The following is an 11,786-nucleotide window of genomic DNA, read 5'->3' as shown; positions in this document are numbered from 1 at the left end:
GCTACAACGTAGGCTGAGGTGAGGTCCCGGTCGGTACGACCGGCCATCGACACCCCCCAATCGACAACAATCACACGCATCGAGAAAGGAGCCTGGCATGGTGGGAACGAGTCACGTCGATGACATCGCACGGCTGCGCGAGGGGCAGCAGGCGGCATTCACGGCGGCCGGCGAGGTGCCGATCGAGGAGCGCCGGCGGCGCCTGCAGCAGGTGATCGACCTGCTGGTCGAGTATCACGAGCCGCTCGTCGAGGCGATGGACGCCGACTTCGGAGGGCGCCATCCCGGTTATTCGCTGATGAACGATATCCTCGGCTCGCTGGGTTCGCTCAAGCACGTCCGCGACCACGTCGAGTCCTGGATGCAGCCCGAGGCGCGCACGCCCTTCGCGCCCTTCGACCAGCTCGGCGCCGAGGCCTGGGTGATGTATCAGCCCAAGGGCTCGGTGGGCATCATCGGCACCTGGAACGCGCCGCTGTTCACCCTGCTGAGCCCGCTGGCCTGCGTGCTGGGCGCCGGCAATCGCGCGGTACTCAAGCCCTCGGAGCTCGCGCCGCGCACCGCCGAGGTGCTCGCCGGGGCCGTTGCCGAGCGCATCGACCCGGCGATCATCGGCGTGGTCACCGGCGGGGTGGAGGTCGGCGCCGCCTTCGCGGCCGAGCCCTTCGACCACCTGGTGTTCACCGGCAGCACCGCGGTGGGGCGCAAGGTGATGGCGGCGGCCGCTCCCAACCTGGTGCCGGTCACCCTGGAGCTGGGCGGCAAGTCGCCGGCGATCCTCGGGCGCAGCGCCGACCTGACCGAGGCGACCCGACGCCTGGCCCTGGCCAAGTCCACCAATAGCGGCCAGCTCTGCATCAGCCCCGACCTGCTCTACGTGCCGCGCGAGCGCCTGGAGGAGACCCTCGAGGGGCTCCAGGCGGCCTACGCCGGCTTCTACCCCCGCGCCGCCGACAACCCCGACGTGGTGCCGATCATCAACGACGCGCACCTGGCACGTCTCGACGGCTACCTCGACGAGGTCACCCGCGCCGGCACCCGGGTGGAGACGACGCCGGATGAGCCGATCGTCGAGGACGGCCGCCGTCGCCCCCTGCGGCTGGTCGTCGATCCGCCCCGGGACAGCCGCCTGATGCACGAGGAGATCTTCGGGCCGCTGCTGGTGGTACTGCCCTACGACGAGATCGACGGCGTGATCGACGAGATCAACGCCCGCACCCGGCCGCTGGCGCTCTACTACTTCGGCGAGGAGGCCGATGAGCAGCGCCGGGTGCTGGGGCGCACCCTCTCGGGCGGGGTGACGATCAACGATGCGCTGATGCACGCGGCGATGCATGATGCGCCCTTCGGCGGCGTCGGCGCCTCCGGGATGGGGCACTACCACGGTCGTGAGGGCTTCAAGGCGTTCAGCCACATGCGCACGGTGTTCCGCGCCGTCGATGACGACCCGCGTGCCGACTGGGGCGTCCTGCCGCCCTATGGCGAGAGTTTCTACGCGGCCATGAAGGCCCAGGTGGTGTCGGAGTGAGCGGGCTCGAACGCGAGGCGGCGCCCCTGCCCGAGACCCTGATCGGGCGCCGCGACGGCGCCCTGCTGCGCCTGACGCTGAACCGTCCCGGCAGCCTGAACGCCCTGGATAAGGCGCTCTATCATGCGCTCGCCGACGCCCTGGCAGCGGCCGAGGCCGACGACGAGATCGACGCGGTGCTGATCGACGGGGCTGGGGAGAGCTTCTGTGCCGGCAACGATCTGCACGATTTTCTCGCTGTCGGCGACCGGGACGAGGCGCTGGCCGCGCCGCGCCGGCTGCTCGAGGCGCTGGCGGGCTTCTCCAAGCCGCTGATCGCCCGGGTGCAGGGCCACGCGGTGGGCATCGGCACTACGCTGCTGCTGCACTGCGACCTGGTGCTTTGCCGAGACGATGCGCGTTTCGCGCTGCCCTTCACCCGGCTGGGGCTGGTACCGGAGGGCGGCAGCAGCCTGCTGCTGCCGGGGCTGGTCGGCCATCCACGCGCCTTCGAGTGGCTGGTGATGGGCGAGCCCTGTGACGCTGAGGAGGCCCGGCGCCTGGGGCTGGTCAACGCCGCCCTGCCCGGTGAGGCGCTGGACGTGGCCGTCGAGCGCTACCTGACGCGGCTGCTGGCGCTGCCCCAGGCCGCGGTGCGCCGGAGCAAGGCGCTGCTGCGCGCCCCGCGCCGGGAGGCGCTGGCGGAGGTGATGCATGATGAGCTCGACGCCTTCGCCGAGCGTCTTGCCAGCGACGAGGCCCAGGCGGCCCTGCGGGGCATGCTGGAGGGACGACGCTAGGCCGGCACCTGTCAGATACTCGACACCGGACCCTATCTCGACACCGGAGACGAAAAAGGGCGACGCCGCGGCGTCGCCTTTTTTTGTGCCATCAACCTTCGTGGCATAAAAAAACCCACCGACCGCGTCGGTGGGAAATACAGCACCACGTCAATGTACGGGGATCAGAAGGCCTTCTTGACCACCAGGGAGAGGATGTCGCGGTCGGTCAGCAGGCGCTGGGACTCGGGATCCTCGGTTTCGGCGCCGCCGAAGAAGGCGTTGTAGTTCAGGCCGGCCTGCAGGCCCGTGGGGCGGTGGGTGAAGTTGGCGCTGACGCTGGCGCGCTTGTCGCCCTCGCCGCCGACGCCGCCGGTCAGGGTGCGGCCGCTGATCTGCTGGGAGTAGCTGATCGGCACGCTGAGATCCCAGGCCTCGCTGATGCCCGGATAGCTCAGCGACAGGGTGGTGGCGAAGGCCAGGCCGTGATTGGAGAAATAGAGCTCATCGGTCTCCGGAGCCATCGCCTCGGGCAGGGCCTCGGTGCCCTCTATACGGCGAGCATCGGCGTCCAGCACGTTCACATAGGCCACCTCGGCGAGCAGCAGCGCGCTGTCGGCGAACGGCGTGCGGCCGATGTTGTACATGGTGTTGAGGTTGGCCTGAAGGATCTCCGCCCGGGTGGGCGAGGGAACGGACTCACCAAAGAGCTCGGTATCCACCAACACCGGTGCCCCATCCTTGTAGGAGAGCTCTCCGGCGATCGAGGCCTTGCCCATGGCGGTGGTGAAGGTGGCGCCGATCAGGTCGACGTCGTCGAAGTAGCGCACCCGATAGCTGTTCTCCAGGGGGTTGATATCGGTAAGCGGAATGCGGTCGTGGTAGTTCAGGTAGTAGAGACCCACCTCGGTGTTGAGGCTCAGCCGGTAGCGGGCGCCGACGCCCCACTGGCCGAAGTCGTCCGGCTCGTCGGTGCCTACGCGAACACCAAAGGAACAGCTGCCGCCGATGAAGGGCCCGAGGCACTCGCCGCCCCGGCCGACCACGTCGCTGGAGCTTAGGTAGGCGCCCGGCTCGGGGACGATGGTGCGATGCCAGCCATACTGGGCGTGGGCGAGCAGAGAGAGGTCGTTGCCGATCTGCATCTGCATCGACACCTGATCCTCGGGGAGCAGGATGTCCTTGACCTCGGTGCCGGCGATGTCCGACTTGGTGCCGTCCACCGGCCCCTGGGCGATGGAGATGCTGGGCAGGAACAGCGCTTCGCCCCAGGAAACCACCTGCTTGCCCACGCGGAAGTTGGCCAGCACATCATCGCCGAAGGTCTGGGTGGTGTAGCCGTAGAAGTCGAGCAGCCGCGAGTAGCCGCCGTGATAGCGCTTGGCCGCGTCGGTGAACTCGCTCGGGTCGCCGGCGTAGTTGACCGGGCCGTCGTTGGGCGTTGAGCCGTGATAGACATCGTCGTAGAAGGTACTGGCCGAGGCCACCACCCCCGTGCGGCCCTTGTAGAGCCGCGATTCCACCAGCAGGCTCAGCCGGTTGGAGGTCAGGTCGCCCTGGTCGAAGTTGTTATTGCCGTCGTTGCCGCTGGTGAAGTCCTCGAGCTCGCTGTCCCGATCCTCGAGGCGCGAGGAGAGGGTATAGGTGGCGGTGGCCTGCCAGTCCAGGTTCACGCCGCCGCCCAGGTCGACGGTCTCGCCGGCCAGCACCACGGGCGAGACGCTGGCCGCCATGATGGCGGTCGCGAGGGGATGGGCACGAAGCGATCGGAGCATTGTCATTGTTCTTCCCTTGCCTGAATGAGGTGTCGTGTCGCCGATGATGAGGTAGTGATCAGGGTCGCCATTCCGCTGGCAGTCGGCCTTCCGTGCTGCGATCTATCGCCGCATTCCTCCTCGCCCCGAGGCACCGATGGCGCAAGGGACGATGGGAAAGGAGACCGGGTCCTGACGGGGAGGGCAGGCGATGCCTGCCGTCCCCTAGCCTTGAAGGATCAGAAGCTGTTGGCGCGCAGCGAGGCGGGCGTGAACATGTCGGGCGTCAACTGGCCGCGATTGAGAATCGGGCCCTTATCCAGATCCTGGAAGAGGTTGTAGGCGACGTAGCCGCCGGAACTCAGATCCTGATAGAAGCTGGTGCCGGCGTGGAAGGATTCGACGTCCGGCAGGTAGTAGTAGTTGACGTAGCCGTGCTGGACGAGCTCGCCGCGGGTGTCGTAGTAGTCGGCCATCAGGCCGTGCCAGCTGTCCTCATCGATGTACAGCACGCGCTTGCCATACTTGTGGCGATAGTCGCTCTTCAGGTTGCCTTCCAGCACCCAGACGCGACGCAGCTCGTAGCGCATGAAGTCGGGGTTCGGGTGGTCGGGCTGGAGCAGGGTATCGTAGCTGACGTCCTCGCCATGCAACCGATAGGTGTTGATCGGGACATAGATCTCCTGCTTGCCCTTGAGCGACCAGTTGTAGCGAATGGGCGCGCCATTCATCAGACGATCCTGGTCGATGGTGATCTTGCCCCCGGTGCCGGCGGCAGGGGTGTCGAAGCCGTATTCCGGCAGCTGACGCACGCGTCGCGTGCCGGGATTGTAGTTCCAGGCCAGGCGATCATCGGTGAAGTTGACGGGCTCGGAGGAGACCGAGGTGGAGCCCTTGTCGCGGGTCGGCAGCAGCGTCTTGGTGTTGGCGTAGGCCATCACGCCTTCCATGGGCTCGCCCAGCTCGCTGGGCTCGGTGACCACGTTGAGGCCGAGGTAGCGCGTCTGGCCCCAGGTGATGGTGCCGCTGGCGCTGACCTCGGCGATGTCGCGCTTCTCCATGACCTCGGTGTAGGCGCGGTAGGGGAAGTTATGGTTGGCCAGCACCTTCAGGGCCTGGTCTGACCCGTCGGGAATGGGGAAGGGCACGGCTCCCTTGTAGCCGGTGAAGCCGAGCCCGTTGTCGATGAGGCGGGCATCCACGGCGTTGAGCTTGGCGATATCGCAGACCTCGTCCGGATAGCGGAAGATGCGCTTGCCGTCGTAGACCGGGATCTCGTAGCTCTGCGGGTAGCGCTCGAACATCGCCCTCTGCCCCTCGGTCAGGTGCTCGGCGTGTTCCTGCCAGTTGGCGCCGGTGATCACCAGGCGCGGCGTGTCGCCGGCGAACGGGTTCACCGGGTGCTGGCCGACGTGGGGGGTATAGCTGCTGACGCCCGGCAGCTTGCCCAGCCACTCGCCGGTGAAGGGCGGAATGGTGCCGTCGGCATTGCCGGCGGCGTTGCCGCCCAGGCAGGTGAGCTCGTTACCGAGCTTCTGTGCTTGCTGAGGAGACACCTGGGCCTGTGCCGCGCCGACGGTGAGCGACAGGGCAAGCGCAGAGGTGAGAGAGCCTAGCAGGTACTTGTTCTTCATGCTTCCTCCTCCCGGGAGATGGGAAATCAGTGAGAATGCCTTCTTGTTGTTGTGTCTGAATGATTGCGTGCCTCTGGCGCTGCGACCTCGTCCTTTCAGACTAAGTGCGACATTTTTATGTCGGAGGGAAATGCAGGTAGTTAAGGGCTAATTGATCGACCGCTAATAATTTGATCTACGGTCGATATTGCCGGTTGAGATAGCCGGAATAGCGATTGCCGATTCACCGGATAAGACGGCCGAAAACCTGACCCATCAGACGGCGAATGGCGCCGGAATATCACCTAAAAGGCCAGCCACGACGAGCGAGAATGGCGGACGATCGCCGCAGCGCCGGAGAGGAGTTTCCGGCGCCTTCATGCGTGAGGGTGTGGCGTCATCGCGCCCGGCCGAGGGGCTTAGCCGCTGTAGGCGGTGGCCCCGCGGGGCACGTAGACGCCCTCGCACTGATCGAGGAACTCCTGGACGCGTTCGCGCGGATTGTAGAACTGCTTGTACCATAGCCGAGCCTTCATGAAGGGGCCGTCGCTGGGGATGAACATGCCGTTGAAGCAGGGCGCCTTGTTGGTCCAGACCTCGAAGTCCTGCATGAAGGCCAGCAGGCTGGCGTGCTGGAACTGGCGGGCGGCGATGGTGTCCTGCACCGTCACCTTGTCGCTGTCGCTGGGCGACTTGACCAGCAGGGCGTGCCACACCTTGATGGTGCCGTCCTCGATCGGCGTGTGGGTGATCATCAGGATGCTGTCGTAGTAGCCGGTCAGGTGCGAGATCAGCACGCCGGGGCCGTGATAGCTGGTGTCGGTGTGCAGGATCGGGCTGCCGCCGTCCTCGCGGACCAGGGTACGGTGCGGGCCGCACTGGCGCTGGGTGGCGACGTGGCCGCGGAACTCGTTCTCGTAGCGCTCGACCGTCGAGCCGTGGATGGGGCCGAGGTGGCCGTAGTCGCAGATGTTGTCGATGACCTCCTGGGGGTGCTGCTCCAGGGTGCCCAGGTCGTCGAACTGCCACTGCACCCAGGCCGGGTCGTGCCACTGCGGCAGCGACGGGTGATCCCACTGGGGCTCGCCGCCCTCCGGGTCGTGCCAGATCCAGATGGCGCCGAGGCTCTCGGTCACCGGCCAGGACTTGATGCAGGCGGTCTTGGGAATCGGGCCGTCGTGGTACGGAATGTCGTCGCACTGGCCGTCGGGGCCGAAGCGCCAGGCGTGATAGGGGCAGCGGATGCTGTCGCCCTCGACGTTGGTACCGCCGCCATCGATGATCACGTAGGAGGTGTCGTTGCGCGCCGCCAGGTGGGTCTTCATGTGCGGGCAGTAGGCGTCGAGCAGCACGATGCGCCCGGTCTCCTGACCGCGGTAGAGGGCGAAGTCGCGACCGAAGAAGCGCAGCGCCAGCGGCTTGTGGGTGTTGACCTCCGCGGAGGTGGCGATCATGAACCAGCCCCGCGGGAAGGTGAAGTCACCGAGACGATAATCCTGGGAAGTCGCCATCTGATGCTCCTCTTGTTAGATGTGTTGGACGTATGGGATGGGTGGCGTGCCTGTCGAGTCGATTGTCGAGTCTGCCGCCGGGAAGCTCATACCCTGTTTGGACGATACGGCCCGGCCGGTCAGCTGGACGGCGCGTCACGTCCCCGACGCCGCCTGCTGAGCGGCCGAGGCGTCGCCCATTTCCCGGGTCCGCTGCTGGTAGTGAGGAATGGCGATGGCCAGCAGCAGCGCCGTCAGCAGCAGCAGGCAGAGGATGCTGGCCAGGGCGTAGCGCAGCCCGTCGGGGCCCATGGAGGCGGTGAAGGCGTCGCTGAGGACGCCGGAGAGCAGCGGCCCGAAGCCCGCTCCCAGCAGGGTGATGCCGAGGTTGAGCAGGGCCGCGCCCATGGCGCGCTGGTGGGCGTTGAGCATGTGGCTGGTGGCGGCATAGGCAAGCGACGGCCACCAGCTGTTGAAGAAGCCGAAGCCGGCGGCGAACAGCATGGCGTGCGGCACCCGCAGCTCGCCGAACTGCCAGGCGCCGGTGGCCGGCCACAGCACGAAGGCGATCCCCATGGGAATGCTGATCAGCACGCCGAGCAGCGGCATGCCGAGCTGCCAGCGGGTATCCTGGCGACACAGCCGGTCGCAGTACCAGCCGCTGAACAGCGCCCCTGCCGCCGCGCTCAGGCCGCTGGCGATGCCGAACAGCAGGCCGGCCTCGGCCATGCTGAGATCGTGGCTGCGCAGCAGGAAGGTCGGTGCCCAGATGCCGTAGCCGTAGCCCGCCATGCCCGCCATGCCGCAGGCCAGGCAGAGCAGGGCGAAGCCGCGGATCGCCATCAGCGTGCCGAGCTGCTGCCACAGCGAGGCATCCGGTCCGGCGGTGGCGCCCGGGGCGTCCTGGGCGCCGCGCTCGGGCTCCCAGGTCAGGCGCAGCAGCACGGCCAGCAGCAGGCCGGGGGCGCCGAAGGCCAGGAAGGTGACGCGCCAGCCATAGGTCTGGGCCAGCCAGCCGCCCAGCACCATGGCCACCAGCAGCCCCAGGTGCGGCCCCATCATGAACAGGCTCATGGCCAGCGAGCGCCGCTCGCGGGGGTAGAGATCGGCGACCATCGACACCGACGGCGCCATGCCGCCGGCCTCGCCGATGGCCACGGTCATGCGCGCCAGCAGCAGCTGCCAGAACTGCTGGGCCATGCCGCAGGCCATGGTCGCCAGGCTCCACAGGCCGCAGCAGACCGCCACCATGTTGCGGCGGTTGGCGCCGCGGTCGGCCATCCGCCCCAGCGGCACGCCCAGCATCGCGTAGAGCAGGGCGAAGGCGATGCCGGTCAGCAGGCCCATGACCGTATCGGAGGCACCGAACTCCTGCTTGATGGGTTCGATGACGATGGCGATGACGTTGCGGTCGATGAACGAGAACACATAGACCAGCGCGAGCAGCGTGAGGCTCAGGTGTGCGCGCCAGCCGGGCGCTGGCGCGGCTCGATCGGAAGCCGTCATGGATCACCTCGGGGGTAGCGGGAAGGTTTGAAGGGCCCGGAAGGCGCCTCGGGCGCCCAGGACGACGGCATCGTCGAATGGTCGACCTCGCCCCACATCGTCCTTTTGGACGTATTGGGATGAGGCCCGAGGCTTCTAGATTGACGATGACCCCAGGGCGGCAGGCCGCCAGGATGGGACGAGGATTCTTGACGGGAGAGACGGCATGACGGTCAGCGATGTGCAGCGCACCCACCGCAAGCGCCGGGAGCGAGAGGCCCTGGAGTACCCCTTCGTCACGCCGGCGGCCCTCGGCGAGGTGGAGACGGTCGCCGAGGGCGTGCTGTGGGCCCGGGTGCCGATGCCCATGTCGCTGGACCACATCAACGTCTACCTGCTGCGCGATCACGACGGCTGGTGGCTGGTCGATACGGGGCTGAACACCGCCCGGGGGCGCGAGGTGTGGGAGCGCCTCGCCGCCGAACGCCTCGAGGGGCTGCCGTTCAAGGCGCTGATCTGCACCCACTTCCACCACGATCACATCGGCCTGGCGCACTGGCTGATGGAACGCTTCGGCCTTCCGCTCTACATGAGTCACGGTGAATACTTTTCGATGCGGGCGCTGGCCAGCGCCCAGGCGCCGCCCCTGCCGGAGGACCAGCGCCACTTCTACGAACGGGCGGGCATGCCCGCCGACGACATCGACGCCATGTTCGCGGCGTTTCGTCACTTCGCCCATAGCCCGCCGCATCCCGAGGCCTTCCATCGCCTGCGCGATGACGACCGACTGAGCATCGGCGGGCGCGACTGGCGCGTCATCATCGGCGAGGGGCACTCGCCGGAGCACGTCTGCCTGTATGCTCCCGAGGATCGACTGCTGATCGCCGGCGACCAGCTGCTGCCGGAGATCAGCTCCAACGTGATGGTCAGCAACATCGAGCCGGAGGCCGATCCGTTGGGCGGCTGGCTGGCCTCCCTCGATCGACTGGCGACCCTGGCGCCGGACACCCTGGTGCTGCCCTCCCACGGCCCGGTGTTCCGGCAGCTGCCGGAGCGGGTGCGCCAGCTGCAGGAGCATCACGAGCGCCAATTCGTGTTGATTCGTGAGCTGGCCGAGCGCTCGCCGGGCTTCACCGCCTTCGACGCCATGTGCCGCCTGTTCCCCCGCGCCTTGCCCCCCACCGAGAAGCTCCTCGCCCTGGGCGAGGCGCTGGCCCATCTCGCCCTGCTGCGGCGGCGCGGGGAGCTCGTCAGGCGCCCGGGTCGGGACGTCGATGGCTTCTACCCGGCGACCGGCCCCGGGTCCGGCGACTGAGCGGCCGAGATTCGACGCAACGCTGATAAATGGAGACAACAATAATGTACGAGCGCATGCCCACCAGCGAGATCTACTCCCAGCTGACCCAGGCCGGGGCGCCCTTCGAACTCACCGAGGTGGAGGTGGCCGGGCAGCGCCTGACCGCCTACCGCCATGCTCCCGCCTCGCTGCCGGCGCTGCTGAATGAAGGCCGACGCCATGGCGACGCGATCTTCATGATCTATCGCGGCGAGCGCTGGAGCTTCGCGCGCTTCTTCGCCGAGGTCGACGCCCTGGCCGGCTGGTGGCACGCCCGCGGGGTGGTGCCGGGCGAGCGCATCGCCATCGCCATGCGCAACCGGCCGGAGTGGGCGGTGGCCTTCACCGCCGCCGCACTGCTCGGCGCGGTGCCGGCGCCGATCAACAGCTTCGGTCTCGGCAACGAGCTGCGCCAGGCCCTGGAGGATCTCGCGCCCCGCTGGCTGTGCTGCGACAGCGACCGGCTGGCGCGCCTCGAGGGCGACCCGGGCGTGGCCGACTGTGCCGTGCTGCGCCTCGGCGAGCCGGTGACCGAGGCGCCGGGCGTGGCGGTCCACGACTATGCCGATGCGGTGGCCACCCTGGTGGCCGCGCCGCCCGAGGTGGCACCCGCCGCCGATGATCCCGCGCTGATCCTCTTTACCTCCGGCGCCACCAGTCGCGCCAAGGGCGTGCTGTCGACCCATCGCGCGGTCTGCCAGGCGATGATGAACATCGACTTCATCGGCGCCCTGTCGGGGATGACCTCGCCCGAGACCGTGGCGCGCATCCAGCAGAGCGGCCTCTCGCCCACCACCCTGACCGCCGTGCCGCTGTTTCACGTCAGCGGGCTGCACGCCCAGCTGCTGAGCGCGCTGCGCCACGGTCGCCGGCTGGTGTTCCTGCACCGCTGGGACACCCGTGAGGCGCTGGCGCTGATGCGCGAGGAACGCGTGACCCAGTTCAACGGCGCGCCCTCCATGGTGCGTCAGCTGATCAACGAGGCCGACTTCGACGCCCCGGAGCTTCAGTCCAGCCTGATGGCGCTCGGCTTCGGCGGGGCGGGGCTGTCGGAGGACCTGATCGATTCGGTACTGGCGCGGCTGCCGAACAAGATGCTCGGCATCGGTTTCGGCATGACCGAGACCAACGGCGTGGGGGCGGCGATCTCCGGCAATCTGTTCGCCGCCAACCCGCGCAGCGCCGGGCTGATCTCGCCGCTGATGGAGCTGCGCGTGACGTCGCCCGACGGCACCGCGCTGTCCCACGGCGAGGTCGGCGAGATCTGCCTGCGCGGCGTGTCGCTGATGCGCGAGTACTGGGGCAACCCGCGGGCCACCCGCGAGACGGTGGTCGACGGCTGGCTGCATACCGGCGATCTCGGCTATCGCGACGAGGAAGGCTTCCTCTACGTGGTCGATCGCCTCAAGGACGTCATCAACCGCAGCGGCGAGAACATCGCCGCCGCCGAGATCGAATCCTGCCTGATGAGGCACCCCGCGGTGATCGAGGCCGCCGTCTTCGGCATCCCCGACCCCGATGCCGGGGAGGCGGTGATCGCCACCGTCAGCGTGCTCGACGACGAGGCGATCGACGCCGAGACCCTGCGCCGGCACGTGGCTGCCTCCCTGGCCGGCTACAAGGTGCCCGCACAGATCGTCGTGCGCCAGCAGCCGCTGCCGCGCAATCCCGCGGGCAAGCTGATCAAGCGCCGGCTGAAGCAGGCGTTCCTGGCCGAACACGATGCCGGCGAGGCCGCCTCTCCCACCTCGGCCTGACCCCGGGCCGCACGGCCCTAGTCCGCTCTGACGATGAGCCGCCGCGCGGCGGCTCGCATCATCAT

General features: G+C 68.0%; 7 protein-coding genes and 1 pseudogene. 4 read left to right on the top strand and 4 right to left on the bottom strand.

Annotated elements, in window-relative coordinates; translation table 11 throughout:
• Positions 1-91 precede the first annotated feature (91 nt).
• Positions 92-1,528, top strand: a pseudogene (locus tag ABE957_RS10835) (coniferyl aldehyde dehydrogenase); the annotation flags it as partial.
• Positions 1,525-2,307 carry an enoyl-CoA hydratase/isomerase family protein gene (locus ABE957_RS10830; protein ID WP_349758704.1) on the top strand — a complete coding sequence of 261 codons (783 nt, stop codon included), beginning with the start codon at positions 1,525-1,527 and terminating at the stop codon, positions 2,305-2,307. The pseudogene ABE957_RS10835 and the gene ABE957_RS10830, both read left to right, overlap by 4 nt.
• 164 nt (positions 2,308-2,471) lie before the next feature.
• On the opposite strand, the gene ABE957_RS10825 is transcribed toward ABE957_RS10830, so the two are convergent.
• The 4 genes from ABE957_RS10825 to ABE957_RS10810 all read right to left on the bottom strand — a co-directional run bounded on the left by ABE957_RS10825 (position 2,472) and on the right by ABE957_RS10810 (position 8,649).
• Positions 2,472-4,067 carry a DUF1302 domain-containing protein gene (locus ABE957_RS10825; protein WP_349758703.1) on the bottom strand — a complete coding sequence of 532 codons (1,596 nt, stop codon included), beginning with the start codon at positions 4,065-4,067 and terminating at the stop codon, positions 2,472-2,474.
• A 212-nt stretch (positions 4,068-4,279) separates the two neighbouring features.
• On the bottom strand, positions 4,280-5,674 hold the full coding sequence (locus ABE957_RS10820; protein WP_349758702.1) for a DUF1329 domain-containing protein: 1,395 nt from the start codon (positions 5,672-5,674) through the stop codon (positions 4,280-4,282).
• 398 nt (positions 5,675-6,072) lie between these two features.
• Entirely contained in the window at positions 6,073-7,164 is a 1,092-nt protein-coding gene (locus tag ABE957_RS10815; RefSeq protein WP_349758701.1) for an aromatic ring-hydroxylating dioxygenase subunit alpha, read from the bottom strand.
• A 135-nt stretch (positions 7,165-7,299) separates the two neighbouring features.
• The gene (locus ABE957_RS10810; RefSeq protein WP_349758700.1) at positions 7,300-8,649 is read right to left on the bottom strand and encodes a spinster family MFS transporter; all 1,350 of its coding nucleotides are present in this window, start codon (positions 8,647-8,649) and stop codon (positions 7,300-7,302) included.
• Positions 8,650-8,854: 205 nt separating this feature from the next.
• Here ABE957_RS10810 and ABE957_RS10805 point away from each other — a divergent pair, with 205 nt between their 5' ends.
• Positions 8,855-9,943, top strand: a complete 1,089-nt coding sequence (locus ABE957_RS10805) for an MBL fold metallo-hydrolase (RefSeq protein ID WP_349758699.1) — start codon at positions 8,855-8,857, stop codon at positions 9,941-9,943.
• A gap of 44 nt (positions 9,944-9,987) precedes the next feature.
• Entirely contained in the window at positions 9,988-11,721 is a 1,734-nt protein-coding gene (locus ABE957_RS10800) for a class I adenylate-forming enzyme family protein (RefSeq protein ID WP_349758698.1), read from the top strand.
• Positions 11,722-11,786: the final 65 nt, after the last annotated feature.

This window comes from Halomonas pelophila (genome assembly GCF_040196315.1).
In the GTDB taxonomy this organism is placed as follows: domain Bacteria; phylum Pseudomonadota; class Gammaproteobacteria; order Pseudomonadales; family Halomonadaceae; genus Halomonas; species Halomonas pelophila.
This window is presented reverse-complemented; position numbering and strand designations above follow the sequence as displayed.

What these genes read in the sequence shown, in the direction of transcription:
- ABE957_RS10800 (WP_349758698.1), top strand. Translation starts at nt 9,988, where the DNA reads ATGTACGAGCGCATGCCCACCAGCGAGATCTACTCCCAGCTGACCCAG.
- ABE957_RS10815 (WP_349758701.1), bottom strand. Translation starts at nt 7,164, where the DNA reads ATGGCGACTTCCCAGGATTATCGTCTCGGTGACTTCACCTTCCCGCGG.
- ABE957_RS10810 (WP_349758700.1), bottom strand. Translation starts at nt 8,649, where the DNA reads ATGACGGCTTCCGATCGAGCCGCGCCAGCGCCCGGCTGGCGCGCACAC.
- ABE957_RS10825 (WP_349758703.1), bottom strand. Translation starts at nt 4,067, where the DNA reads ATGACAATGCTCCGATCGCTTCGTGCCCATCCCCTCGCGACCGCCATC.
- ABE957_RS10805 (WP_349758699.1), top strand. Translation starts at nt 8,855, where the DNA reads ATGACGGTCAGCGATGTGCAGCGCACCCACCGCAAGCGCCGGGAGCGA.
- ABE957_RS10820 (WP_349758702.1), bottom strand. Translation starts at nt 5,674, where the DNA reads ATGAAGAACAAGTACCTGCTAGGCTCTCTCACCTCTGCGCTTGCCCTG.